Genomic DNA, 25849 nt, shown 5'->3' on the forward strand with positions numbered 1-25849 from the left:
CCTCGAAACATGTTGCGGGTCGCCGTACCGAACAAGGGCGCGCTCTCCGAGGCCGCCGCCGCCATCCTGAGCGAGGCCGGCTACCGCCGCCGCTCGGACTCCAAGGACCTCACGGTCCTCGACAACGGCAACGAAGTGGAGTTCTTCTTCCTCCGCCCCAAGGACATCGCCCTGTATGTGGGCTCGGGCGAGCTCGACATGGGCATCACCGGCCGCGACCTCGCGCTGGACTCGGGCGCGGAATTCACCGAGCGCCTGGCGCTCGGCTTCGGCCGCTCGACCTTCCGGTACGCCGGCCCCGCCGGGCGGGACTGGTCCGTCGCCGATCTGAACGGCAAGCGGGTCGCCACGTCGTACCCCAATCTGGTGCGGCGCGACCTGGCCGCCCGGGGCCTCGACGCCGAGGTGATCCGCCTCGACGGCGCCGTGGAGATCTCGATCCAGCTCGGTGTGGCCGACCTGATCGCCGACGTCGTCGAATCCGGCCGCTCGCTGCGCCAGAACAACCTGGTCGCCTTCGGCGAGTCGCTGTGCGACTCGGAGGGCGTGCTCATCGAGCGCGTCGGCGCCGATTCCGACCGTGCGCGTGATCAGCTGACGGCGCGACTGAAGGGCGTGGTCTTCGGCCGGCAGTACGTGATGCTCGATTACGACTGCCCGCGCACCCTCCTGGACGGCGCGATCGCCGTGACCCCGGGGCTCGAATCCCCGACGGTGGCCCCGATGGCGGACGACGCCTGGGTCGCCGTCCGCGCGATGGTGCTCCGCAAGGACGCCAACGGCGTCATGGACGACCTCGCCGAGCTCGGCGCAAAGGCGATCCTGATGACCGACATCCGCAGCTGCCGGTTCTGACGCGGCGCGCGACGCGGGCTCACCGCGTCGCGATCAGCAGCGTCTGGGCGCCCACGGCGAACGCACCGGCACCGTCGTAGATCCGCGAGACGGTGGTGCCGATGCCCTCGCCGCCCACGAGCTGATCGCCCAGCACCCCGACCCAGCCGTCGACCGGCGCGGGCGAGCGGTGCAGGTGCACCGTCATGTCCATGTTCATCCAGGTCACCGACGTGGGGTCGAGGTAGGCCGAGATGCCGTTGGCCGCGTCGATCACGGAGAACACCTGCACCAGGGGCGACGGTGCCTCGCCCGCGACGAGCGGCATCCTCGCCCGGATCCAGCACTGCTTGGGGCCATCCGGGCCGTCGGGATGGTCGACGAACCGCCAGTCGCACGCGGCGAGGAAGCCCTGGTCTTTGAGGTGCTCGAAGAAATCGGGCATGGCACCGTCGACCTCGCCCGGCGGAGGGAGCGCGGGGGACAGGTCGCGCGCGATCGGGGCGGTGTCGGACGCCGCGAGCGCCCACGCCTGGGCGCGGGCGACGGTGCGGTACGCACCCGTGTCGTCGAGGCAGTCCATCTCGGCGGCGAGCAGCGTGATCGTGCGCCCGGGGCGGGCGTGCCAGGCGCGCACCCGCGTCCGGGTGATCGGCACGACGCCCAGGAGATCGACCGTCACGCGGGAGATCCGCGCGCCGTCGCCGACGAGCTTCTCCATGGCACGCACCATGATCGCCGCGGGCGGCGCGCCGTGCTGCATGGTGTCCGCCCACACGCTGGCGGTGGCGGGTGCCGGGTCGAAGACCTCGTACTCGACACCGTCGGCGGCGAGGGTCCCTGCGGGATGGAAGAACGCGTCATCGGCCATGTACCAGTCCTACCGATAGGTCGGATTCGCGGCGCGACCGGGGTGGCTGGGAAGATGGTGCACCATGGCGAACAGTGGGCCCTTCGTGGTGGGCGACCGAGTGCAGCTGACTGATGCGAAGGGCCGGAAGTTCACCGTCCACCTGGAGGCGGGCAAGGAGTTCCACACGCACAAGGGCGGGATCCGGCACGACGAGCTGATCGGCGCGCCCGAGGGCAGCGTGGTCAAGGCCGTCAACGGCACCCCGTACCTGGCGCTGCGCCCCCTGCTCACCGATTACGTGCTGTCCATGCCGCGTGGCGCGCAGGTGATCTACCCCAAGGACGCCGCGCAGATCGTGGCCGAGGGCGACATCTTCCCCGGCGCCCGGGTTCTCGAGGCCGGTGCCGGCTCGGGGGCGCTCACCTGCTCGCTGCTGCGCGCCGTGGGGCCCGAGGGTTCGGTGACGTCCTGGGAGGTCCGCGAGGACCACGCCGAATACGCGGCCAAGAACGTCGAGGAGTTCTTCGGCGGGCGTCCCGAGAACTGGCAGCTGCAGCTCGGCGATCTCGCGGAGTACGACGGTCCGCAGGTCGACCGCGTGGTGCTCGACATGCTGGCGCCCTGGGACGTGCTGGACGCGGTCGGCACGGCGTTGGTGCCCGGCGGCGTGCTCACCGTGTACGTCGCCACCACCACCCAGCTGTCGAAGGTCGTCGAGGCGATCCGCGAGCAGGCGATGTGGACCGAGCCGCGGTCGTGGGAGGCGCTGGTGCGCGAGTGGCACGTCGTCGGGCTGGCGGTCCGGCCGTCGCACCGCATGCAGGGCCACACGGCGTTCCTGATCACGTGCCGGCGGTTGGCAGACGGCACCGTCGCGCCGCGTCCCCAGCGGCGATCGAACAAGGGGTAGCGTGGAAGACCCCACTGGAAGGGAGTTCTCGTGACGGAACCGGATCAGACCCGGCCCACGGCGACGCCGGCATCGTCGGGCTCGGCGGCGCAGCCGACGTCCGCGGCCGCGCTGCGCGAGCGTGTCGACGCGCTCACCACCCGCAACGCGAAGCTGCTCGAGACGCTCCGCGACGCCCGCAACCAGCTCCTGACCCTCCGCGAGGAGGTCGAGCGGCTCGGGCAGCCCCGTCGGGCTACGGAGTGCTGCTGGCCACCTACGAGGACGACACGGTGGACGTCTTCACGTCGGGCCGCAAGATGCGGCTCACCTGCTCGCCCAACCTGGACGTGGCCACCTTCGCCACCGGTCAGACGGTGCGCCTCAACGAGGCGCTCACGGTGGTCGAGGCCAATGATTTCGAGAACGTGGGCGAGATCTCCACGCTCCGCGAGATCCTGGACGACGGTACCCGCGCCCTGGTCGTGGGCCACGCCGACGAGGAGCGCGTGGTCCGGCTGGCGGCACCCTGGCCCTGCAGGCCTCCGACGACCCGGGCGTGGACGAGTTCGGCCTGGCGCGCCGCAAGCTGCGCGTGGGCGATTCGCTGCTCGTCGACACCAAGGCCGGCTACGCGTTCGAGCGGATCCCCAAGGCCGAGGTCGAGGATCTGGTGCTGGAGGAGGTGCCGGACGTCGACTACTCGGACATCGGCGGCCTGGGCCGGCAGATCGAGCTCATCCGCGACGCCGTGGAACTGCCGTTCCTGCACAAGGACCTGTTCAAGGACTACTCGCTGCGCCCGCCCAAGGGCGTGCTGCTGTACGGGCCGCCCGGCAACGGCAAGACGCTCATCGCGAAGGCCGTCGCGAACTCGCTCGCGAAGAAGATCGCCGAGGTCCGCGGGGACGACTCGCGCGAGGTCAAGTCGTACTTCCTCAACATCAAGGGCCCCGAGCTGCTCAACAAGTTCGTCGGCGAGACCGAGCGGCACATCCGCCTGATCTTCCAACGGGCCCGCGAAAAGGCGTCCGAGGGCACGCCCGTCATCGTGTTCTTCGACGAGATGGACTCGATCTTCCGAACCCGCGGCTCGGGCGTCAGCTCCGACGTGGAGACCACCGTGGTCCCGCAGCTGCTGTCGGAGATCGACGGCGTCGAGGGCCTCGAGAACGTCATCGTGATCGGTGCATCGAACCGCGAGGACATGATCGACCCCGCGATCCTGCGGCCCGGCCGCCTCGATGTGAAGATCAAGATCGAGCGCCCCGATGCCGAGGGCGCGATCGACATCTTCTCGAAGTACCTCACCGCCGAGCTGCCGATCCACGAGGAGGACCTCGCGGAGTTCGGCGGCGACCGGGAGGCCTGTGTGAAGGCGATGATCGAGCGCGTGGTCGAGCGGATGTACGCGGAGACCGACGACAACCGCTTCCTGGAGGTGACCTACGCCAACGGCGACAAGGAGGTCATGTACTTCAAGGACTTCAACTCGGGCGCGATGATCCAGAACGTCGTCGACCGGGCGAAGAAGCACGCGATCAAGGGCTTCCTGGAAACCGGGCAGCCCGGCCTGCGGATCACCCACCTGCTCGAGTCCATCGTCGACGAGTTCGCCGAGAACGAGGACCTGCCCAACACGACCAACCCCGACGATTGGGCGCGGATCTCGGGCAAGAAGGGCGAGCGCATCGTCTACATCCGCACGCTCGTGACCGGCAAGAACGCGAGTGCGTCGCGCGCGATCGACACGGAGAACAACACCGGGCAGTACCTCTAGCCCCTCTCGCCGGCGCCGGGTTCGCGCGACAAGCGTCGCGCAAGCCCGGCGCAAGCGACGTCTCCCTATAGTTATCCGTGATGAGTACGGAAACCGCAGCTCTCACCGTCACGGTGGACGGGCAGACGCTGACATTCGCGCCGGGCAAGACGGTGACCTTCGGGCGCACCCTTGAGTCCGACGTCACGATCAACCATCCGCTGGTCTCACGCACGCACGCCGTCGCGTCCGCAGGCCCGACGGGGTGGATCCTCACCGACCGGAGCACCAACGGCGTCTTCGTGGGCGGCGTCCGGCGCCCGAACATCGCGCTCAACGGCAGCCAGGTGCTGATGTTCGGCGACCCGCGCACGGGTGCGTCCGTGACGTTCTCCGCGGCGCCGCGGTCGAATACCCCGCCCCCGCCGCCGCAGCGGACCCCACCGCCCGCCGCGCCGCAGCAGCCGGTGCAGCAGCTGCCCACCACCCGGCGCACGCCGCCGAACCCGGCGCCCCCGAACGCAGCGCCGCCGAATCCGCCGCAGTCGAACGCGGCGCCGTCGGGCGGCTTCCAGGCGCCGGCGACGAGCAACCCCGCGCCGCCGTCGCGGCCGATGCCACTCCCGCCGCGGCAGCAGGCACCGTCGGCCCCGATCCCCGCGCAGCAGGCCCCGGCCGGGCCACCGCGCCCCGTCGGCGAGGTCGCGCCGCACCTGCGCGCGATGGCCGGGAACACGGGGCTCTACCAGGTGGCGAAGATGCCGGCGCGGCCCACCGCGTCGGGCCAGATCACGATCGGCCGTACTCCGGACAACGATCTCGCGATCGCCGACATGCTGGTCTCACGGCGGCACGCCCGCCTGCTCACCGGGCCGCAGGGGCTCGTGATAGAAGACCTGGGCTCGGCGAACGGCACGCAGGTCAACGGCCGCCGCATCGCCGGCGCCACGGCGCTGCGGGACGGCGATGTGGTCACGGTCGGCAACTCGGACCTCATCGTCGAGAACGGCCGGTTGGAGCGACCGAAGGCGAAGGAGTTCGCCGGGGCCGGGCTCGCGGTGCAGGGCATCACGCTCACCGTCGACGGCAACAAGACGCTGCTGCACGGCGTGGACTTCCGCGCCGCACCCGGCACGCTGACCGCGGTGATCGGCCCCTCGGGTGCGGGCAAGTCGACGGTGTCGCGCGTCGTCTCCGGCGCCGTCACCCCGACGGCCGGCCGGGTCGAGTTCGAGGGACGCGACGTTCATCGCGACTTCGACGCGCTGCGCTCGCGCATCGGCATGGTGCCGCAGGACGACGTACTGCACCGGCAACTCACCCTGCAGCAGGCGCTGCGCTTCGCCGCCGAGCTGCGCCTGCCGCCGGACATGAGCAAGGCCGACCGGGATCAGGTGATCGACGGCGTGCTCGCGGAGCTGCAGCTCACCGAGCACAAGAAGACGCGGGTCGACAAGCTGTCCGGCGGCCAGCGCAAGCGCGCCTCGGTGGCGATGGAACTGCTCACGGGGCCGTCGCTGCTGATCCTGGACGAGCCCACGTCGGGCCTCGACCCCGCCCTGGACCGGCAGGTGATGCAGACCCTTCGCCGCCTGGCGGACGCCGGGCGAGTGGTCATCGTGGTCACGCACTCGCTCACCCACATCGACATGTGCGATCAGGTGCTCCTGCTCGCGCCCGGCGGCAAGACCGCGTATTGCGGCTCGCCCAAGGGTGTGAAGGCCGCGATGGGGACGAGCGACTGGGCGGAGATCTTCGACTTCGCCGCCAAGCAGCCCGACGTCGCCTGGCAGCGGTACCGCTCCACACATCCCGCCCCGCCGCCGCCCGCTCCGACGGGTGCCCCGCCGACACCGACCAAGGCGCCCAAGACCTCGACCCGCAAGCAGCTGTCGGTGGTCGCGAGGCGGCAACTGCGGCTGATCCTCGCGGATCGCGGCTACCTGATCTTCCTGATTCTCATGCCGATCGTGCTCGGCGCGGTCACGCTGCTCGTGCCCGCCGAGAAGGGTCTCGCCGACGCCGTGGATTCGGAGATCGCCGCCCCGAAGATGATCCTGGTGCTGCTGGTGATCGGCGCCTGCTTCATGGGAGCGGCGCTCACGGCGCGCGACCTCGTGGGCGAGCGGGCCATCTTCCAGCGCGAGCGCGCCGTCGGCCTGCGGCCGGGCGCGTACCTCGGCGAAGACGGTCGTCTTCTTCGTGGCCGCCACCCTGCAGGCTGCGATCATGGTGGGGATCACCCTGGTCGGCACGGCTGTCCCGGAACAGGGCGCGATCCTGGCCAGCGTGCCCGTCGAGCTGATCATCGACATCGCGGTGCTCGCCTGCGTCTCCACCCTGGTGGGCCTGCTGATCTCGGCGATCGCCAGGTCTGCCGAGCAGGTGATGCCGCTGCTGGTCGTGGTCGTGATCTCGCAGCTGGTGATGAGCGGCGGCCTGTTCGGCCTGCACGGCCGCCCGGGCCTGGAACAACTGTCGTGGCTGTTCCCGTCGCGGTGGGGCTTCGCGGCGAGCGCGTCGACGATCGACCTGCAGAAGGTGACCGAGGTGATCGACCCCGTGTCGGGGCGACCGGCACCGTCGAGCGCGGACCCGCTGTGGGACTCCACGCCGACCCAGTGGGGCATCGCGATCGGCGTTCTCGCCGGGATGGCGCTGATCCTGTGGCTCGCGACGTGGTTCCGGATCTCGCGCAAGTCGGGGTAGGCCGTGCCGGGAGCCGGGCGAGCGGGCCGCGTAGCCACCGATAGGCTGGCCGCATGGAGCGCATCATCGGCACAGAGGTGGAGTACGGGATCTCGGCGCCGAAGGACCCCACGGCCAACCCGATCCTGACCTCGACGCAGGCGGTGCTCGCGTACGCGGCCGCCGCGGCGGTGCCGCGCGCCAAACGCACGCGGTGGGACTACGACCTGGAGTCGCCGCTGCGGGACGCCCGCGGGTTCGACCTGGGGAGGGGCGGGCCGGCCCCGATCATCGACGCCGACGAGATCGGCGCCGCGAACATGATCCTCACCAACGGCGCGCGGCTGTACGTGGACCACGCGCACCCCGAGTACTCCGCGCCCGAGGTCACCGACCCGCTGGACGCGGTGATCTGGGACAAGGCGGGGGAGCGCGTCATGGACGCCGCGGCCCGGTACGCGTCGACGGTGCCCGGGGCCGCCGCCCTGCAGCTGTACAAGAACAACATCGACGGCAAGGGCGCCTCGTACGGCACGCACGAGAACTACCTGTGCCGCCGGGAGACGCCGTTCGCCTCGATCGTGTCCGGGTTGACCCCGTTCTTCGTCACACGCCAGGTGTTCTGCGGCAGCGGCCGGGTCGGGATCGGCGCGAGCGGCGACGAGGCCGGCTTCCAGCTCTCGCAGCGGGCCGACTACATCGAGGTCGAGGTGGGCCTGGAGACCACCCTCAAGCGCGGGATCATCAACACCCGCGACGAGCCGCACGCCGATCCGGACAAGTACCGCCGGCTGCACGTGATCATCGGCGACGCGAACCTGGCCGAGCTGGCCACGTACCTCAAGGTCGGCGCGTCGGCGCTGGTGCTGGACCTGATCGAGGCCGGTGTGGACCTGTCGGACCTGGCGCTCGCCGCGCCGGTGACGGCCGTGCACCAGGTCTCGCGGGACCTGACGCTGCGCGGTGTCCTCGAGCTGGCCGACGGCCGCACGATGACGGCGCTGGACATCCAGCGCGAGTACGCCGACCGGGTGGGCCGGTTCTTGGAGGGCTCCGACGATGCCCGTGCCCTGGACGTGCACGCCCAGTGGGTGCGGGTGCTCGACACCCTGTCCGACGACCCGCTGCGGCTCGCCGACGAGCTGGACTGGCCCGCGAAACTCCGGTTGCTCGAGGGGATCCGCCAGCGCGAGGGTCTGGGCTGGGGCGCGTCGAAGCTGCAGCTGGTGGACCTGCAGTACTCGGACGTCCGGCTGGACAAGGGCCTCTACAACCGCCTCGTCGCGCGCGGCTCGATGAAGCGCCTCGTCACCGAGCAACAGGTGATGGATGCCGTCAGCACCCCGCCCGAGTCCACCCGTGCGTACTTCCGCGGCGAGTGCATGCGCCGCTTCGGCACCGAGATCGCCGCGGCCAGCTGGGATTCGGTGATCTTCGACGTGGGTGCGGATTCCCTGGTGCGGATCCCCACGCTCGAGCCGTTGCGGGGGACGAAGGAGCATGTCGGCGCCCTGCTCGACGGTGCCTCCTCCGCCCGCGAGCTCGTCGACTCGCTGCGGGGCTAGCACCTTTCTATGGACTAAGTCTGACTAAGTCAGTACCTTGGTGGCATGACGTCGGTGAACATCCACGAAGCGAAGACGCACCTGTCGCGGCTCCTGGAACGCGTCGCAGCCGGGGAGCGCATCGTGATCTCCAAGGCCGGCCGCCCGATCGCCGATCTGGTCCCGCACCGGCCCGCGCCCGTGCGGTTCGGCGGTCTCGCCGGGCGGCTCGAGTACGACGATGCCGCGTTCGATGTGGACGAGGACATCCAGCGCATGTTCTACGGCTCGGACGACAAATGATCCTGCTCGACAGTCAGACCGCGCTGTGGGTTCTGGACGACAGCCCGCGACTCGGGGAGTCGGCGAGGACTCGCATCGGGGACTCGGCCGAGGTGTACGTGTCCGTGGCGACGGTGTGGGAACTGACGATCAAGTCGATGCTCGGGAAACTCTCGGTGCCGGCGGACTTCGGGGCGCTCGTCGAAGCGGAGGGACTGCGGCTGCTGAACGTGGAGGCGGAGCACGCCGAGGGGATCCGTGAGTTTCCCGAGCTGCTGCGGCACGACCCGTTCGATCGGCTGCTCATCGCCCAAGCACGGGTCGAACAGCTGTTGTTCTTGACCTCGGACCGGGTTCTCCTCGATCTCGACCGGGACTTCATCGTCGATTCCACCGTCTGACAGGAACACTCATGGACCTCGCACGTGAACTGAACAAGCTGTATGCCAAGGCGTTTCCGGAGGTGCTCAAGGCACACGGCGAGCTGTACGTCCGCTCGGGCGGGCGCATCGGGCACAAGCTGCTGTTCGGGGTGCCGAGCCTGATCGTCCGCACCGTCGGGGCGAAGTCGGGGAGCCGCGCACCACCGTGCTCACCTACGCGAAGGACGGCGCCGACTACGTGGTGGTGGCGTCGAAGGGCGGCGCGCCCCGCAATCCCGCGTGGTTCCACAACATGGTGAAGGCCGGCACCGTCGACGTACAGGTGGGTACCGACCGTTTCCCGGCCATCGTCGAAGCGCTCCGCCCGGGCGCCGCCGACTACCAGCGGCTCTGGGACCTCGCCGACGCGAACAACGGCGGCCGGTACGCCGCGTACCAGCGCAAGACCACCCGACCGATACCGGTCGTACGCCTCCGCCCGGTCTGAGATGGCGCGGCACGCGCGGTCGACGCCGCGCAGGTTCGGCCCGATGGTGTTCGGACTGCTCTGTAGCGCGGCGATGTTTCTGACGGCGGCGATCCTCGGCGCCGTGGGCGCGATCCACGGAACCCGATCAGATTGGTTCATCAACGTGGTCGGCGGCCTGTTCTTCGGCGTGGGTGGGGTGGTGGTGGCGTGGCTGGTCTCCTCTCTGCCGGTACCGAGGCACGGTGCGCTTCGCCTGGTCGGCGGCACGGACGTCCGAGGGCGACTCGGTCCGCGGTTCGTCGCGGTCGCGATCGTCGCACTCCTGCACAGCGTCCTCGTGACGGTCACGGTGGCGAACGTGATCGACGTGCTCGTTGAACCGGGCGACCGGACGTCCCTTCCGACGGCGCTGACTCTCGCCGGATTCACCCTGATGATCGACGTCTTCTTCGTCGGCCACGCGGTCGGGATGTATCGCGCGAGCCGCATGGTGCTCCTGTCGATCGGCGACGAAGGTGTGAGCACCGCGACCGCGACCGACTCACCGGCGTACGCACGTTGGGACGACGTGTCCGGGTGGATGGTGACCCCGGAGGCCGTGTTCGTCCCGACCATCGGGCGCGATATCCGGCACCACCTCGTGTGGCGGTTCGATGGAGAATCCGTCCGCACACCGGTGGACCTACGTCCGAGCCCGGATGAGATCACGAGAGAGATCGCCCGGAGGGCGCCGCATGTGCGCAAGCGCTGAGCGCGACGGCGTTGAACGGCTCGCGCGGGTGTTCTTCACTGATCAGCGGGCTGCAACCCGCGGCTCGGTGAAGGACCCCCTCGGGAGTGCGGCGGACCGTCGGCCTACATGCCGATGGCGAGGTTCCGGGCGTAGGCGACGCGGTTGTACGTGTCCTGCACCGTCCCCAAGGAGTACGCCGGGACGCTGGTGGTGAAGGAACGGCCCTCCAGCCCGATCACGGTCACCTGAACGAACCCCTGCGTCTGGTCCTCTTTCACCAGCAGCAGGAACAGCGAGAAGATGCACACCACGAACACACCGACGATCGCCAGCACCGTCGCCCAGGTGGGCGTGCTGCGCGTGGTCAGGGTGTGATCGTTGACCGTCCACTGGGAACCCGCGATCGGGAACGTGCCGACAGGGGTGATCACTTCCGTGCGGGTGCAATGGATGTCACCGATGCTCACGAGCACGGGTTCAGGCAGGTTGAGCGGCGTGTACGGATCCACGAGTGCAGTCTAGGCCGGTAGGGTTGAGTCATCGGGTCGTGCGGCTCGGTTGGTCGCTAAGGAGGCAGCGAGATGGCGCAGGAGCAGGTCAAGCGTGGTGGCGGCGGAGACGACGAGGATCTCGCGGGCGCACCGTCCGGAGCCGGCCAGGAGCGCATCGAGAAGCTGACCGACGAGACGGACGACCTCCTCGACGAGATCGACGACGTGCTCGAGGAGAACGCCGAGGACTTCGTGCGCGCGTACGTGCAGAAGGGCGGCCAGTGACGCCGCTGTCCGGCGGGTCGTCGTTCGTGGAGCACCTGGCCGCGGTGGCCCCGGAGGCCCTGCCGGGCCGGGCCGCCGGGAACGACGGTGCGCCGGACGTCCCGCACGGCACCACTATCGTCGCGGTCGCCTTCACGGGGGGCGTGCTGCTCGCCGGCGATCGCCGCGCCACGATGGGCAACCTCATCGCCCAGCGCGACATCGTCAAGACCTTCGTCACCGACGAGCTGACGGCCGTCGGCATCGCCGGCACCGCGGGCATCGCCAAGCAGATCGTGAAGCTGTTCACCGTCGAGCTCGAGCACTACGAGAAGATCGAGGGCGTCCCGCTCACCTTCGACGGCAAGGCGAACCGCCTGGCCGGCATGGTGCGCGGCAACTTCGGCGCCGCGCTGCAGGGCCTGGTGGCGGTGCCGCTGCTGGTCGGATTCGACGGCGACCGCGGCCGCATCGTCTCGTACGACGTGACGGGGGACTGGCACGACGAGGTGGATTATCACGCGATCGGCTCCGGCTCGGCGTGGGCCAAGTCGTCCATCAAGAAGCGCTACCGCGCGGATCTCGATACCGACGGGGCGCTCGACGTCGCCGCCGAGGCCCTGTTCGACGCCGCCGACGACGACACCGCCACCGGCGGGCCGGACGCACTGCGCGGCCTGTACCCGACGGCCATCGTGGTCACGGCCGACGGCGCGGCCGAGATCGCCGAGCAGGACGTGGCCGCCGCGACGGATCGAGTGATCGCCGCGCGAGGGGTGCGCGATGACGTTCCCGTACTACGCCTCCGCCGAGCAGATCATGCGCGATCGCTCGGAGCTGGCGCGCAAGGGCATCGCCCGCGGCCGCAGTGTGGTCGTGCTCAAGTACGCCGACGGCGTGCTGTTCGTGGCCGACAACCCCAGCTCGCTCAACAAGATCAGCGAGATCTACGACCGCATCGGCTTCGCCGCGGTGGGCAAGTACAACGAGTTCGAGTCGCTGCGCCGGGCGGGCATTCAGTTCGCCGATACCCGCGGTTATCAGTACTCGCGGCGCGACGTCACGGGCTGGTCGCTCACGAACGCCTATGCGTCCACGCTGGGCACGGTGTTCACGGAGCAGCCGAAGCCCTACGAGGTCGAGCTCACGGTCGCGGAGGTGGGCAGTCCGGAGTCGCCCGCGTCGAAGCTCTACCGGGTGGGCTACGACGGTTCCGTGGCCGACGAGAAGGGCTTCGTCGTGATGGGCGGGCAGACCGAGTCGATCACGCCGGTCCTCACCGAGGGCTACGCGGACGGTCTCGACCTGCCGGCCGCGTTCACCCTCGCCGTTTCCGGGCTCAAGGCCCAGGCCGACGACAAGTCGTTCACCGCAACGGAGCTCGAGGTGGCGATCCTCGATCACACCCGCCCGCGCCGCGCCTTCAAGCGGATGTCGGACGAGCGGGTCGCCGAGCTGCTCGGGTAGCCCTGGCACTACCGCGAGAAGGGGCGCCGGGGCCCGTGACGGCGCACCGTCGAACCGGTGTGCTGGAGGTATGAACGAAACCTCCGTGCACCGGCGTGGTATTCCGTGGTTCCTGGCGCTGACGTTCCTACCGTCGTGGGGGCTGTGGCTGCTCGCGTACGCGCTCGGTCATCCGCTCGTCGATCCGGTGATCCAACTGCTCACGGGCGCGTTCCTGCCGGCGATCGCGGCGTGCGCGGTGCGCCTGTTCGTCACGCGGCAGGGCTTCGCCGACGCGGGCCTGCGGCTGCGGCTGCGCGCCTCGTGGCGGTGGTACCTCGCCGCGCTGGCGGTGCCGTTCGTGCTGTTGGCGGTGGCGATCCCGGTCGGCCTGCTCTCGGGCGTCGCGTCCTCCCGCCCGACGGTGCGCCCCTCCCGACGCTGCTGTTCGGCCCGCTGATGATGGTGGCCCTCGCGCCGATCTACTTCGGCGAGGAGTTCGGCTGGACGGCGTACCTGCGGGGCGCGCTAGCGGACCTGCGGGCGTTCCGGGCGCGTCCGACGCTGGCTGCGGCGACCACCGGCGCGGTGTGGGGCGCGTGGCACTGGCCGCTGGCGTCGGTGGGCTACTTCGGGTTCACGCCGCCGGTGCGCGATGTGCTGCTCCTGATTCCGCTCTGGGTGATCATGTCGATGTTGCTGGAGATCGCCTGGAGCGCACTGTGGTACGGCTCCGGAACCATCTGGACGACGTCGGTGGCGCATGCCGGTTTCAACCTTGTGTTCAGCGCGACGCTCGGAGCGTTCCTGCCGGAGGAGGCGCTCGTCGCGGCCTTCGTCGTACCGTCGGTGGCGCTGGTCCCCGTCGTCGCGGTGATCCTGGTCCGCGCTCGACACACGGATTCAGCGGAATCGGCCGAATCCGGGCGAATTACCGCTAGCGTCGCCAACAACTGAACCGACGAACGGTACGCGGAGGATTGTGGTGACGGAGGGCATTGGCGACAAACCGCGGGAGCAGTGGGGGACGCGAACGGGATTCCTGTTGGCGGCCATCGGCTCGGCGGTGGGTCTCGGCAACATCTGGCGCTTCCCCAAGGAGGCTTACGACAACGGCGGCGGGGCGTTCCTCGTTCCGTACCTCATCGCCCTCCTCACTGCGGGCATCCCGTTGCTGGTCTTCGAGTACGCGGTGGGGCACCGGGCACGCAAGAGTGCGCCGCGGGCGTACCGCCGGTTGTGGCGTCCGTTCGAGGCGGTCGCCTGGTGGCAGGTGGCGATCTGCTTCGTGATCGCCACCTACTACGCGGTGATCGTGGCGTGGTCGATCCGGTACATCGGATTCTCGCTCGACAAGCGGTGGGGAGCGGATCCTGAGGGCTTCTTCAACAACGAGTTCCTGCATGTCAACGAGTCGCCGGGGATCTTCGCGGCGTTCGTTCCCGGCGTGCTGGTCCCGTTGATCGCCGTGTGGGTGATCACGCTCGGCGTGCTCGCGATCGGCGTCAAGCGCGGCATCGAGATCGCCAACAAGATCTTCATCCCGTTGCTGGTGGTCCTGTTCCTGATCCTGGTCGTGCGGGCGCTGTTCCTGCCCGGCGCGATGGAGGGCCTCAACGCATTCTTCACGCCGGACTGGTCGCGGATCCTCGACGGCACCGTCTGGACCGCCGCCTACGGCCAAATCTTCTTCTCGCTGTCGGTCGGCTTCGCGATCATGGTCACGTACGCCTCGTACCTGAAGAAGAAGGCCGACCTGACCGGCTCGGCCATGGTCGCCGGATTCGCCAACAGCTCGTTCGAGATCCTCGCGGGCATCGGCGTGTTCGCCACGCTGGGCTTCATGGCGGCGCAGACCTCGCAGCCGATCAGCGATGTGGTTTCCGGCGGGCCCGGCCTGGCGTTCGTGGCCTTCCCCCAGATCATCTCGGAGCTCAGCAGCGGGTCCGCCCTGTTCGGCGTCCTGTTCTTCGGCTCCTTGGTGCTCGCCGGGCTCACGTCCCTGATCAGCATCGTGCAGGTGATCGTCGCGGCGGTCCAGGACCGCCTGGGTATCGGCCGGGTCGCGGCGGTCGCGCTGGTCGGCGGGGCCACCGGCCTGGTTTCCATCGCGCTGTTCCCGACGCGCAACGGGCTGTACATCCTCGACGTGGCGGACCACTGGATCAACCAATACGGCATCCTGCTGGCCGCGCTCGTCGCCGTGGTCGTGGCGGGCGTGCTCGGCAAGCTCCCGATGCTGCAGCGCCACGTGGACGGCGTGTCCAGCGTCAAGATGGGCCGGGTGTGGATCTTCCTGATCGGCGTCCTCACCCCGGTCATGCTGGTGTTCATGATGTTCCGCAGCCTGCAGTCGGAACTGTCCGAGAACTACGGCGGCGGCAGCTACCCGATCGGCTACCTGCTCACCCTCGGGTGGGGCGTCGCGGCGGCGGCCCTCCTGTTCGGCGTCGTCATGGCTGCTCTGCCCAACAAGAAGGCCGATGCCGAGGACGCGCTCGTCGGCGACGGAGAAGACGCGAAGGAGAGGGTGTCGTGACCGCATCCGCGATCATCATGCTGGTCGTCTCGACGATGATCCTGTGGGGTGGACTCGTCGGCGCGGTGGTGAACTTCCGCCGCCACCCCGAGCTCGACGGCGACGAGTGACCGTCAGCTGATCACATCGATCACGGCCTCCGGTGCCGACCGCTCGTCGACCAGGCGCCACACGGTCTCGGCCAGGTCGTCCGGCCGCAGCGTGATCGCGGCGAGATCCGCCGGGGGCATGGAATCCGCCATCGCGGCGGCGATGTCGCCCCCGGCGATCATGCCGCCCACGGTGAGGGTGCCGGCGTACACGCCTTCGGCGCGAGCGCGGCGTGCAGGTTGAGCGCGTACGCACGGTAGGCCGAAGCGACGAGGGTCAGCGCGCCGAGATGTGGCATGGGCACCACACTGCTCAGACCGCCCACCACGAGGAACGCGCCGCCGTGCGCCCGCAGTTCGGGCAGCACCGCGGTCGCGAACTCGACGACAGGTGCCACACCGGAGAGCGCCTCCGTGGCCTCGGCCGGTTCCAGCTCCGTGATCGGTGCGAGGGCGACGGGCGTGCCGGTCCCGAAGTAGGCGGTATCGATCCGGCCGAAACGCTCACGGACCGCGTCCACGACGCCCGCGACCGCGCCGGGGCGGGAGACGTCCACTGCGAACGCGGCGGCGTCGATGCCGAGTGCACGGAGCTCGTCGAGATAACCCGGATGGCGGCCCACGGAACGCGAGACGAGCGCGACGCGGTAGCCGCGGCGGCCGAAGGCCCGGGCGACGGACATCCCGAGCCCGGGGCCCGCACCGAGGACGAGCAGGACGGGGAGGAGTTAGTTGAGGTCATACTCAACTTAGTACCAGAAGTTGAGTACGTCCTCAAGATCGGTATGCTGGGAGTCATGTCTCCCCGAGCCGATGCGGTACGGAACCGGCAGAAGTTGGTCGACGCCGCGCGCGAATCGTTCTCCGAACACGGCGTCGACGTGTCGCTCGAACGGATCGCCAAACGCGCGGGCGTGAGCATCGGAACCCTGTACAACCACTTCGCCGACCGCGGCGAACTGGTGGATGCGGTCCTGCCCGATCGTCTCGCATACCTCGACGCACTCGCCGCCGCGGCGGACGCGGAACCCGATCCGTGGACGGCGTTCGAGGGCTTCCTCGACGCCCTGATCGCGGCACAGGCCAGCGACCGCACCGTCAACGAGGCAGTGGCCAGGGAGCCGTCGGCGAGGTCGACATCGTCGCCGAGTGCGGGCGCGCCGGCGGCGCCGTCCTCGCCGTCCTCGACCGCGCGCACACCGCCGGGGTCGTTCGCCCGGACTTCGGCTTCGACGACCTCGCGACGCTCATGGTCGCGGTGGCGAACGTGATCGCGCTGAACCCGGGCGACGATGTCGCGTGGCGCCGCCACCTCGGCTTCGTGCTCGACGGTGTCCGTAATCCCCGGGCCGCCGAACGCTGATGACACCGGAGGGTATGTTCGAGTCGTGCAGCGGCGAATCATGGGTATCGAGACCGAGTTCGGTGTCACGTGTACGTTCCACGGGCACCGCCGACTGAGCCCCGACGAGATCGCCCGGTACCTGTTCCGGCGCGTCGTGTCCTGGGGCGCAGTTCGAACGTGTTCCTGCAGAACGGGTCGCGCCTGTACCTCGACGTCGGCAGCCACCCGGAGTACGCGACCGCGGAGTGCGATTCGGTGCTCCAGCTCGTCACCCATGACAAGGCGGGGGAGCGCGTCCTGGAGGACCTGCTGCTCGACGCGGAGCAGCGGCTGCAGGACGAGGGCATCGGCGGCGACATCTACCTGTTCAAGAACAACACCGATTCGGCGGGCAACTCGTACGGCTGCCACGAGAACTACCTGGTGGGCCGCGTGGGCGAGTTCTCCCGCATCGCCGATGTGCTGCTCCCGTTCCTGGTGACCCGGCAGCTGATCTGCGGCGCGGGGAAGGTGCTGCTGACGCCGAAGAACGCGACGTACTGCCTGAGCCAGCGCGCCGAGCACATCTGGGAGGGCGTCTCGAGTGCCACCACGCGGAGCCGGCCCATCATCAACACCCGCGACGAGCCGCACGCCGACGCCGAGAAGTACCGGCGGCTTCACGTGATCGTGGGCGACTCGAACATGTCCGAGACGACGACGATGCTCAAGGTGGGCACCGCGCACCTGGTGCTCGAGATGATCGAGGCGGGCGTCCAATTCCGGGACTTCTCGCTGGACAACCCGATCCGCGCCATCCGCGAGGTCAGCCACGACACCACGGGTCGGCACGAGGTGCGGCTCGCGGGCGGACGGCAGGCGGGCGCCCTGGACATCCAGCGCGAGTACTACGCCAAGGCGGTCGACTACCTCGCCACGCGCGAGCCCGATGAGCAGCTCAGCAGGGTCGTCGACCTGTGGGCCGCACGCTCGACGCGGTCGAGACGCAGGACTTCTCCGGGGTCGACACCGAGATCGACTGGGTGATCAAGCGCAAGCTCTTCCAGCGGTACCTCGACAAGTACTCGATGGACCTCGCGGACCCCAAGATCGCGCAGCTCGACCTCGCGTACCACGACATCAAGCGCGGCCGCGGCGTGTTCGATGTGCTGCAGCGCCGCGGGATGGCCGCGCGGGTCACCTCCGACGAGGCCGTCGACGCCGCGGTGAAGAATCCGCCGGAGACGACCCGCGCGAAGCTCCGGGGCGAATTCATCACCGCCGCACAGGCTGCCGGACGGGACTTCACCGTCGACTGGGTGCATCTCAAGCTCAACGACCAGGCGCAGCGCACCGTGCTGTGCAAGGACCCGTTCCGCAACGTCGACGAGCGCGTGGAGCGATTGATCGCGTCGATGTAGCCGCGCGATATCGCGTCGATGTAGCCGCGCGTCATCGCGTCGATGTGAGACGCGCACGCGCATAGAACGTAAGATCGAGACGTGGCAACTTCGCGTATCGAGCGGCTCACCAACTTGGTGATCTGCCTCCTGTACACGCAACGTCCGCTGGATCGGGATTACATCAGGGCGAACGTGTTCGGGTACGACCCGCACTCGGATGACGATGCTTTCGAGCGCATGTTCGAGCGCGACAAGGCGGACCTGCGGGAACTCGGCGTACCCATCGAGGTCGCCCCGGTGTCCCGGATCAACTCCGCGACCGGGTACCGCATCGCGCTCGACGAGTACGCGCTCGGCGAGATCGACCTGGACGCCGACGAAGCGATGGCGGTCGCGGTCGCGTCCTCGCTGTGGCAGTCGCCGGAGCTGTCGTCCGCGGCGCAGTCCGCGGTGCAGAAGCTGCGCGCCGGCGGCATGGACGTCACGGGCCCGGGCGCGGGCGTGGGCCCGGCGATCGCGCCGGACCACGGCGCCGAGGGGGCGTTGCTGGCGATGCTCGAGGGCATCGATCGTCGCCGCCAGGTCACGTTCGAGCACCGCGCCAACCCGGCGCAGCCCTACCTCGACCGGACGCTGCACCCGTGGGGCGTGGTCACGTTCCGCGGCAACGCCTACGCCGTGGGGCACGACGTCGCGCGGAACGCCGTGCGCACCTTCAAGCTCTCCCGCGTGCGGGGCGGCGCGGTGCTGCCCGCGGCGGCCACCGTCCGGCCGCCCGAGGGCTTCGACCTGCACGCCCACGTGGTCTCCACGATCGCCGAGCGCGACCCGGTCGGCACCGCCCGGGTCTGGGTCGCGCAGGGCCGGGGCGACGGGCTCCGCAGGCTCGCGTCCGCCCAGTCCGACGGTGTCTTCGGCGGCCGGGCCGGCACCGAGCTCATCGTCGAGGTGCGGTCCGTGGACGCGCTGGCCCGCGAGGTCACGGGCCTCGGCCCCGACGCAGTGGTGTTCGAGCCGCCAGAGCTGCGCCGGGCCGTGATCGACCGGCTGACGGCGGTGGCCGGATGAGCGCACCGTCGAAACAGCCCAGCCGGCAGATGCAGCGCCTGGCCCGCTGGCTCAACGTGATCCCGTACTTCCGCTCGCACCCGGATGCCGATCTGGACCGTGCGGCGGCGGACCTCGGGATCACCGTCGCGCAGCTGCGTAAGGACATCTCGGGGCTCACGATGTGCGGCCTGCCCGGCATGTTCCCCGGCGATCTCATCGAGATCGACTACGACGAGACCGGCGTCGACATCGACTTCAGCGCCAACCTGGACCGGCCGCTCAAGCTCACCGGGGCGGAGGCGGCGTCGCTGCTGCTCGCGCTGCGCGGCCTGGCGGACTCGCCGGGCGTCGCCGACCCGGCGGCGGTCCTGCGCGCCATCGCCAAGGTCGAGGCCGCCGTGGCCGGGGCCGGCCGCGAGACGATCGCCGCGATCGACGGCGTCGATGAGGCGGCCGACAGCGCCGTCGCGCGCACCGTCCGGACGGCGATCAGCGACGGCCGCGCCCTGCACCTGCGCTACTACTCGGCGACGCGGGACGCCGCGACCGAGCGCGACGTCGACCCGATCTCGCTGGACACCTTCGCCGGGAATTCCTACCTGCAGGCGTGGTGCCGGCGCAGCGAGGGGCTGCGCATGTTCCGACTCGACCGCATCGACGACGTGCGGGTCCTCGACGAGCCGGCCGTGGTGCCGGAACACGTCGAGCCCGCGGCCGGGTTGTTCGACGGTGCCGCCCCCGACGACCTGACCACCGCCGTCCTGGAGGTGGGGCCCGGCGCCGCCTGGGCCCTGGAGTACCACCCGTTCACCGTGCTCTCGGACGGTGCCCTGGAGGGCGGCCCGGTCACCGCGAGCATGCAATACGCTACCGAGGCGTGGATGGTGCGGTTCGTGCTCAGTTTCGGCGGGGAGCTGACGGTGCGCGGCCCGCAGTCGCTGGCGGACGCGGTGGCCCGTCGCGCCGCGGCCGGGCTCGCCAACTATTCATGAAGTGGACATGTCCGACGGGGCTTCGCCGGGCGATCCTGGTGGACGCGGTCCGGTAGTCTCAATAGAGATATTCGCGAAGTAAGTGAGGCATCATCATGGGCTGGCATACCCCGACGTTCTGGATCATCGCCGCGGTGGTCCTGCTGATCCTGTTCGGCGGCAAGAAGCTGCCCGACGCGGCGCGTGGCCTGGGCCGCTCCATGCGCATCTTCAAGAGCGAGATGGACGAGATGAAGACCGAGGGCGAGACGAAGGCGCGGACCGAGCAGCCGCAGGCGCAGGTCACGGACGCTCCGATCGATGTCCAGACGGTGCAGCCGTCCGAGGCCGATCGCAAGTCGGCGTAGTCCCACCCTCCCTTTGAAGATCCCGTTCGATCCGCGTCGTCGTCGTGCCGTCGTCAACCCCGACGGCACGATGTCGATCGTGGAGCACCTCTACGAGCTCCGCACACGACTGCTCTGGTCGCTGTTCGCCATCGTGCTCACCTCGATCGTCGGCTTCTGGTGGTACAGCCACGGGCCGTTCGGTCTGCCGTCCACCGGACACCTCCTCACGGGCCCCTACTGTGACCTGCCCGCCACCTCGCGCGCCGCGATCACGCGCGACGGCGAGTGCCGGCTCCTTGCGACCGGCGTCTTCGACCAGTTCAACCTGCGCCTGAAGGTGGCCGTCGCTACCGGGGTGTTGATGGCCTGCCCGGTGTGGCTCTACCAGATCTGGGCGTTCATCGTGCCCGCCCTCCACCGCAACGAGAAGCGCTACACCGCGACGTTCGTGGCGCTCGGTGGCATCCTGTTCATCAGCGGCGCGGTTCTGGGCTACCTGATGATCACCAGCGCGTTCAACTTCTTCCTATCGGTGGGCAACGAGACCCAGGTGACCGCGTTGCAGGGGCCGGATTACTTCAGCTTCGTGCTGAACGTCATGGCGATCTTCGGGATCAGTTTCGAGCTTCCGCTGTTCATCATCGCGCTCAACCTCGTCGGGGTCCTCAAATACGCCAAGCTCAAGCAGTGGCGGCGCGGTCTGCTGCTCTCGATGTTCATATTCGCGGCGTTCCTGACCCCGACCGGCGACCCGTTCACCATGCTGACTCTGGGCGCTGCGCTCGCCGTCCTGCTCGAGCTCTCAATCCAGTTCGCGCGGTGGAACGACAACCGAAGGCGCCGCAAGAACGGGGACGACGCCTGGGAAGGCGAGTTGGACGACGAGACGGCGTCCCCGGCACCGTCGGCCCCGCAGCCGGTCGGAGCGAGCGCGAGCCCGGGGAGCGGCACCGTCGGGCCCGCGACGCCGGTCGGACAGCCCGAGAAGCTGATGCGCACGTCGATCCCGCGTTCGGGGTTCGATGACGTCCTCTGAGCTGGAGAAGTTCACCGCCGACCTCGACTTCGTCCTGGACCCCTTCCAGATCCAGGGCTGTGAAGCCCTCGAGGCCGGCCGGGGCGTGCTGGTGTGCGCGCCGACCGGCGCGGGCAAGACCGTCGTCGGCGAGTTCGCGGTGCACCGGCGCTCGCGGGCGGCACCAAGTGCTTCTACACCACGCCGATCAAGGCGCTCTCGAACCAGAAGCACGCCGAGCTGACGGCCCGGTACGGCGCGCACAACGTGGGCCTGCTGACCGGCGACACGTCGATCAACTCGCACGCGCCCGTGGTCGTGATGACGACCGAGGTGCTGCGCAACATGCTGTACGCCGACTCGGCCACCCTCGACGGGCTCAGCCACGTGGTGATGGATGAGGTGCACTACCTCGCCGACCGCTTCCGCGGCGCCGTGTGGGAGGAGGTCATCCTGCACCTCCCGCAGGACGTGCGACTGGTGAGCCTCTCGGCGACCGTCTCCAACGCCGAGGAGTTCGGCGCGTGGATCACCGAGGTCCGCGGGCACACCACGGTGATCGTCGACGAGCACCGCCCGGTTCCGCTGTGGCAGCACATGCTGGTCGGTCGCAAGCTGTTCGACCTGTTCGACACGAAGGCCCTCGCGAAGGGCGACGGTGGCGCGAAGAACCTGGTGCTCGACGCCGACCTGGTGCGGTACGTCAAGCAACGCGAATCGCTCGACCGCAGCCACGACCCTGGGATCGTCAGCCGCACCGGACGCCGCGCCGGGCGCGGGCGCCCGCAGATCACACGCCGGCCCATCCCGCGCCCCGATGTGATCGCGCTGCTCGACGGCGAGGGACTGCTCCCCGCGATCACCTTCGTCTTCTCCCGGTCCGGCTGCGAGCAGGCGCTCACGCAGTGCCTCCGGTCGCCGGTGGTGCTGACCACCGCCGAGCAGGCCGACGAGATCGGCCGCATCGTGGACAAGCACGTGGCGGAGTTCTCGCCGGCCGATCTGGACCTGCTCGGCTACGAGGAGTGGCGCGCGGCGCTGCTGCGCGGGTTCGCGGCGCACCACGCCGGCATGCTCCCCGCGTTCCGGCACGCCGTCGAGGAGCTGTTCGTCAAGGGCCTGGTCCGCGCGGTGTTCGCGACGGAGACGCTGGCGCTGGGGATCAACATGCCGGCCAGGACCGTGGTCCTGGAGCGGCTGGTCAAGTACAACGGCGAATCCCACGTCGAGCTCACGCCCGGCGAGTACACGCAGCTCACCGGCCGCGCGGGCCGCCGCGGCATCGACATCGAGGGCCACGCCGTGGTGCTGTGGCAGTCCGGTGTGCGCCCGCAGGAGGTGGCGGGGCTGGCCGGGGCCCGCACGTTCCCGCTGATCAGCTCGTTCACGCCCGGCTACAACATGTCGATCAACCTGCTCGACCGTCTCGGCCGCGACGGGGCCGAACGCCTGTTGGAGGCCAGCTTCGCCCAGTTCCAGGCGGACCGGTCCGTGGTGGGCCTGGCGAAGCGGGTGGAGCGCGGAGAGAAGGAGCTGGCCGCGCTCCGCACGGAGCTGACCGAGGCCGCCGGCGGCGCGGACTACCTCGAGTACGTGCGCCTGCGCGAGGCCGTCCGCACGAGAACGGTCGCTGCGCCGCGAGCACCTCGCCGACCGCCGCGACGGGGCCGCCACCGCGCTCGCGGAACTGCGCCGCGGCGACGTCATCGCGGTGACGGGTGGCCGACGCCGGGGCCTGGCCCTGGTCGTGGAACCCTCGGGCGACCGCCGCGACCCCAAGCCCGTCGTGGTCACCGAGAGCAGTTGGTCGGGCAGGGTCGGCGCCGCCGACTTCGTCGGGGAGATCCAGGTGCTCGGCACGCTGCGGGTCCCGAAGAACGCCGACTACCGCTCGGGACGCGGCAAGCGCGACCTGGCGTCCACCCTCCGCAACAGCGCCATCTCGGCCCCGCGGCAGCAGGCGAAGGCGCACCGTCCGGCCGCGTCCGACGCGCAGCTCGCCGACCTGCGCGCCCGGATGCGCGCGCACCCGGCGCACACCGGGCAGCGCGCACCCGAGCTGGACCGCACGGCCGAGCGGTACGCGCGACTGGAGCGCGAGGTCACGGCCTCGGCGGCGACGGTTCGCGCGACGACGTCGTCGCTCGCCGTCACGTTCGAGCGGATCGTCGCGCTGCTCGGCGACCGCGGGTACATCGACACCGTCGACGGCGCCTCCGAACTCACGGAGTCCGGGCACCGTCTGGCCCGTGTGTACAGCGAATCCGATCTGCTGGTGTGCGAGTGCATCGAGGACGGCGTGTTCGATGGCCTCGATCCCGCCGGACTGGCCGCCGTCGTCTCGACGATGGTCTTCGAATCGCGCGGCGAACGCGGTGGCGCCGTGCTCACCGGGGAGAAGGTGCCGGGCGCGGTCCGGTCCGCGGTCCGCGACGTCGCCGACCGCTGGACCGACATCGTGGCAGCCGAGGCCGCCCACCGCCTCGAGCCGAGCCGGGAGCCGGACGTCGGGTTCGTGGCCCCGCTCCATCAGTGGGCGAGCGGCGGAACGCTGGCCGCGGTCCTGTTGGCCGCCGGCGAGCGCGGACGCCCACTACCGGCCGGGGACTTCGTCCGGTGGTGTCGCCAGGTGATCGACCTGCTGGACCAGATCAAGCAGACGTCGTTCGAGACCGCCCCAGGGCTCGCCACTGTGGCGACCGCCGCCATCGCCGCCGTCCGGCGCGGCGTGGTCGCTGAATCAGGTGCATGATCGGGTATCTTGAGCGCATAAGCGTACGTCGCGGGTCGCTGGCCGGCGGCAGGGGAGGAGTGAATTCATGAGCAACCCGCAGGACCCGAACCAGTGGGCGCAGCAGGGCTGGCAGCAGCCGGGGCAGTCCCAGGAGGACCAGACGCAGATCTCGCCCCAGTACGGCGGCCAGCAACCGTATGCCGCGTCGGGTGATCAGACCCAGATCTCACCGCAGTACCAGGGCCAGTGGCCCGGTCAGCAGCAGTCCCAGCAGGGGCAGCCCGGCCAGCCGTTCGGCGGGTACCAGGCGCCGCAGCAGCCGGGGCAGCCGCAGTTCGGTCAACAGCCGGGGCAGCCGCAGCCCGGTCAGCCGCAGTTCGGTCTGCCCGGACAGCCGGCCCAGTTCGCGGGCCAGCAGTTCGGGCAGCAGCCCGTCCCCGGCGGCCCGAAGAAGTCCAGGACCGGCCTCATCATCGGCTTGGCCGCCGGCGCGATCATCGTGATCGTGGCGCTGGTACTGCTCATCGGCTACTTCACCGGGGCGTTCTTCGGCAAGAAGTTCGACAACGCCAAGGTCAACGAGGGCGTCGCCACGGTCCTCAAGGAGAACTACAACGAGTCGGACGTCAAGGACGTCTCATGCCGTACCGACGGCGTCAAGGTCAAGGCCGACGAGACCTTCACCTGCGACGCGACCGTCGGCGGCAAGCAGAAGACCGTCACCGTCAAGGTCCTCGACGATGAGGGCAAGTACCAGGTGGGCGCGCCGTCCTGACCCGGGTGGTTCCGGCCGGTGACGCCGGCTCAGCCGCGGAGCGCGGCGAGTAGGCGCTCCACCTGCGCTTCGATCCGCAGCTCCTGTGCCAATTCGGCCAGGCGTTGCGGATCGCGTGCATTCCGCGGCAGTTCGTCGGGCCCCGAGAGTGCGACGTCCGCGTCGCGCTGCACCCACACCACGTCCCACGCGGCGTCCAGGTAGTCGGCGGACGCGGTGATCGACGCCGCTGCACGCGGCGCGAGCGGCGACGGTTCCTGCGCGGCGGCGGACCGGATCGCGGCCAGCGAGCCGTACTGCAGCAGCAGCTTCGACGCCGTCTTCTCGCCGATCCCCGGCACGCCCGGCAGCCCGTCGGACGGGTCGCCGCGCAGCAGCGCCAGCTCCGCGTACGCCGCGCCGGCGCGGTCCGCCGGCAGCCCGTACTTCTCGGCGACTTCGGCCGGCGAGAACATCTCCGCCTTGGCGATGCCCCGGCCGATGTACAGGCAGCGCACGCCCGGCGCCGTATCGTCGGCCACTTGCAGCAGATCGCGGTCGCCGGACACGACGATCACCGGATCGGCCGTCTCCCGGGCGGCCAGCGTGCCGAGCACGTCGTCGGCCTCGAGCCCCACGGCCCCGCCCGTCGCGATCCCGACGGCATCCAGGACCTCGAGGATCATGTCCACCTGCGGCGAGAGCGTGTCGGGGACCTCCTCCGCGCTGCCGTCGCCGTCCTCGGCCACCCGGTGGGTCTTGTACGTGGGCAGTAGCTCCACCCGGAAGGCGGGCCGCCAGTCCAGGTCCAGGCAGGCCACCAGACGGCCCGGACGGTGCGTGGTGATGAGCTGCGAGGTCATGTCCAGGAAGCCGCGGAGCGCGTTCACGGACCGGCCGTCGGCCGCCTTCACCTTGTCCGGGATCGCGTAGTACGCGCGGAACCAGAGCCCCGCGGAGTCCAGCAGCATCAGCGGGCGAGCGT

The 25849-nt window shown here is 69.9% G+C and carries 23 protein-coding genes and 7 pseudogenes; 25 read left to right on the top strand and 5 right to left on the bottom strand.

All coding sequences use genetic code 11. The annotated features are described in order from the left end of the window. Window positions 1-9 precede the first annotated feature (9 nt). Window positions 10-855, top strand: coding sequence for an ATP phosphoribosyltransferase (gene hisG, locus MTP03_RS11355; RefSeq protein WP_248491991.1), 846 nt, complete (start codon window positions 10-12; stop codon window positions 853-855). A 19-nt stretch (window positions 856-874) separates the two neighbouring features. Here hisG and MTP03_RS11360 read toward each other — a convergent pair whose 3' ends face one another. Beyond that, entirely contained in the window at window positions 875-1705 is an 831-nt protein-coding gene (locus MTP03_RS11360; RefSeq protein WP_248491992.1) for a thioesterase family protein, read from the bottom strand. Between the two features lie 64 nt (window positions 1706-1769). Here MTP03_RS11360 and MTP03_RS11365 point away from each other — a divergent pair, with 64 nt between their 5' ends. The 8 genes and pseudogenes from MTP03_RS11365 (at window position 1770) to MTP03_RS11405 (ending at window position 10452) form a co-directional block, all read left to right on the top strand. Continuing rightward, on the top strand, window positions 1770-2597 hold the full coding sequence (locus MTP03_RS11365) for a tRNA (adenine-N1)-methyltransferase (RefSeq protein WP_248491993.1): 828 nt from the start codon (window positions 1770-1772) through the stop codon (window positions 2595-2597). A 111-nt stretch (window positions 2598-2708) separates the two neighbouring features. After that, window positions 2709-4356: pseudogene (arc, locus tag MTP03_RS11370) on the top strand (proteasome ATPase). A 77-nt stretch (window positions 4357-4433) separates the two neighbouring features. Beyond that, window positions 4434-7044, top strand: a pseudogene (locus MTP03_RS23670) (ATP-binding cassette domain-containing protein). 53 nt (window positions 7045-7097) lie between these two features. After that, window positions 7098-8588, top strand: coding sequence for a depupylase/deamidase Dop (dop, locus tag MTP03_RS11385; RefSeq protein ID WP_248491994.1), 1491 nt, complete (start codon window positions 7098-7100; stop codon window positions 8586-8588). A 45-nt stretch (window positions 8589-8633) separates the two neighbouring features. Next, a complete protein-coding gene (locus MTP03_RS11390; protein WP_248491995.1) occupies window positions 8634-8870 on the top strand; it encodes a type II toxin-antitoxin system Phd/YefM family antitoxin in 237 nt (78 codons plus the stop codon). Next, window positions 8867-9250, top strand: a complete 384-nt coding sequence (locus tag MTP03_RS11395) for a type II toxin-antitoxin system VapC family toxin (RefSeq protein WP_248491999.1) — start codon at window positions 8867-8869, stop codon at window positions 9248-9250. Before MTP03_RS11390 ends, MTP03_RS11395 begins: the two co-directional genes overlap by 4 nt. Window positions 9251-9261: 11 nt before the next feature. Beyond that, a pseudogene (locus MTP03_RS11400) lies at window positions 9262-9719 on the top strand (nitroreductase/quinone reductase family protein). Window positions 9720-9762: 43 nt separating this feature from the next. Continuing rightward, complete coding sequence (locus MTP03_RS11405) at window positions 9763-10452, top strand: hypothetical protein (RefSeq protein WP_248492003.1); 690 nt, start codon at window positions 9763-9765, stop codon at window positions 10450-10452. 104 nt (window positions 10453-10556) lie between these two features. Here MTP03_RS11405 and MTP03_RS11410 read toward each other — a convergent pair whose 3' ends face one another. Beyond that, window positions 10557-10943, bottom strand: coding sequence for a hypothetical protein (locus MTP03_RS11410; protein ID WP_248492005.1), 387 nt, complete (start codon window positions 10941-10943; stop codon window positions 10557-10559). Between the two features lie 72 nt (window positions 10944-11015). On the opposite strand from MTP03_RS11410, the gene MTP03_RS11415 reads away from it, so the two are divergent. From MTP03_RS11415 to MTP03_RS11445, 7 genes and pseudogenes are all read left to right on the top strand, one after another. Next, complete coding sequence (locus MTP03_RS11415) at window positions 11016-11210, top strand: ubiquitin-like protein Pup (RefSeq protein ID WP_068569600.1); 195 nt, start codon at window positions 11016-11018, stop codon at window positions 11208-11210. Further along, a pseudogene (gene prcB / locus MTP03_RS11420) lies at window positions 11207-11977 on the top strand (proteasome subunit beta); the annotation flags it as partial. The gene MTP03_RS11415 and the pseudogene prcB, both read left to right, overlap by 4 nt. Then, window positions 11973-12656 (top strand): proteasome subunit alpha, encoded by a 684-nt coding sequence (gene prcA, locus MTP03_RS11425; protein ID WP_248488453.1) that lies wholly within the window; start codon window positions 11973-11975, stop codon window positions 12654-12656. The pseudogene prcB and the gene prcA, both read left to right, overlap by 5 nt. Before the next feature lie 70 nt (window positions 12657-12726). After that, window positions 12727-13095 (top strand): hypothetical protein, encoded by a 369-nt coding sequence (locus MTP03_RS11430; protein ID WP_248488454.1) that lies wholly within the window; start codon window positions 12727-12729, stop codon window positions 13093-13095. After that, entirely contained in the window at window positions 13095-13592 is a 498-nt protein-coding gene (locus MTP03_RS11435) for a CPBP family intramembrane glutamic endopeptidase (protein WP_248488455.1), read from the top strand. Before MTP03_RS11430 ends, MTP03_RS11435 begins: the two co-directional genes overlap by 1 nt. Before the next feature lie 28 nt (window positions 13593-13620). Beyond that, a complete protein-coding gene (locus tag MTP03_RS11440; protein WP_248488456.1) occupies window positions 13621-15174 on the top strand; it encodes a sodium-dependent transporter in 1554 nt (517 codons plus the stop codon). After that, a complete protein-coding gene (locus MTP03_RS11445; RefSeq protein ID WP_248488457.1) occupies window positions 15171-15284 on the top strand; it encodes a methionine/alanine import family NSS transporter small subunit in 114 nt (37 codons plus the stop codon). Before MTP03_RS11440 ends, MTP03_RS11445 begins: the two co-directional genes overlap by 4 nt. A 3-nt stretch (window positions 15285-15287) precedes the next feature. Here the strand turns inward: MTP03_RS11445 and MTP03_RS11450 are convergent, their stop codons facing one another. Next, window positions 15288-15446, bottom strand: a complete 159-nt coding sequence (locus MTP03_RS11450; RefSeq protein ID WP_248488458.1) for a hypothetical protein — start codon at window positions 15444-15446, stop codon at window positions 15288-15290. Then, window positions 15443-15946: an SDR family NAD(P)-dependent oxidoreductase gene (locus tag MTP03_RS11455; RefSeq protein WP_248488459.1), complete on the bottom strand. Its 504-nt coding sequence runs from the start codon at window positions 15944-15946 to the stop codon at window positions 15443-15445. The genes MTP03_RS11450 and MTP03_RS11455 overlap by 4 nt, the downstream gene beginning before the upstream one ends. A gap of 114 nt (window positions 15947-16060) precedes the next feature. On the opposite strand from MTP03_RS11455, the pseudogene MTP03_RS23675 reads away from it, so the two are divergent. The 9 genes and pseudogenes from MTP03_RS23675 to MTP03_RS23120 all read left to right on the top strand — a co-directional run. Further along, a pseudogene (locus MTP03_RS23675) lies at window positions 16061-16177 on the top strand (TetR family transcriptional regulator); the annotation flags it as partial. A 122-nt stretch (window positions 16178-16299) separates the two neighbouring features. Next, window positions 16300-16626 (top strand): hypothetical protein, encoded by a 327-nt coding sequence (locus tag MTP03_RS23680; RefSeq protein ID WP_371820734.1) that lies wholly within the window; start codon window positions 16300-16302, stop codon window positions 16624-16626. 25 nt (window positions 16627-16651) lie between these two features. Next, window positions 16652-18008: pseudogene (gene pafA / locus MTP03_RS11465) on the top strand (Pup--protein ligase). Window positions 18009-18089: 81 nt separating this feature from the next. Beyond that, entirely contained in the window at window positions 18090-19058 is a 969-nt protein-coding gene (locus MTP03_RS11470; RefSeq protein WP_248488461.1) for a YafY family protein, read from the top strand. Beyond that, on the top strand, window positions 19055-20032 hold the full coding sequence (locus MTP03_RS11475; protein WP_248488462.1) for a YafY family protein: 978 nt from the start codon (window positions 19055-19057) through the stop codon (window positions 20030-20032). The genes MTP03_RS11470 and MTP03_RS11475 overlap by 4 nt, the downstream gene beginning before the upstream one ends. Window positions 20033-20127: 95 nt before the next feature. Next, a complete protein-coding gene (tatA, locus tag MTP03_RS11480; RefSeq protein WP_248488463.1) occupies window positions 20128-20379 on the top strand; it encodes a Sec-independent protein translocase subunit TatA in 252 nt (83 codons plus the stop codon). A gap of 13 nt (window positions 20380-20392) precedes the next feature. Further along, on the top strand, window positions 20393-21397 hold the full coding sequence (tatC, locus tag MTP03_RS11485; protein ID WP_248488464.1) for a twin-arginine translocase subunit TatC: 1005 nt from the start codon (window positions 20393-20395) through the stop codon (window positions 21395-21397). Beyond that, window positions 21384-24128: pseudogene (locus MTP03_RS11490) on the top strand (DEAD/DEAH box helicase). Before tatC ends, MTP03_RS11490 begins: the two are co-directional and overlap by 14 nt. 67 nt (window positions 24129-24195) lie before the next feature. Continuing rightward, window positions 24196-24885, top strand: coding sequence for a DUF4333 domain-containing protein (locus tag MTP03_RS23120; protein WP_305852758.1), 690 nt, complete (start codon window positions 24196-24198; stop codon window positions 24883-24885). A gap of 29 nt (window positions 24886-24914) precedes the next feature. Here MTP03_RS23120 and MTP03_RS11500 read toward each other — a convergent pair whose 3' ends face one another. Further along, window positions 24915-25835 (bottom strand): 5'-3' exonuclease, encoded by a 921-nt coding sequence (locus MTP03_RS11500; RefSeq protein ID WP_248492134.1) that lies wholly within the window; start codon window positions 25833-25835, stop codon window positions 24915-24917. Window positions 25836-25849: the final 14 nt, after the last annotated feature.

It is taken from the genome of Tsukamurella sp. PLM1, from assembly GCF_023168325.1.
Lineage (GTDB): Bacteria > Actinomycetota > Actinomycetes > Mycobacteriales > Mycobacteriaceae > Tsukamurella.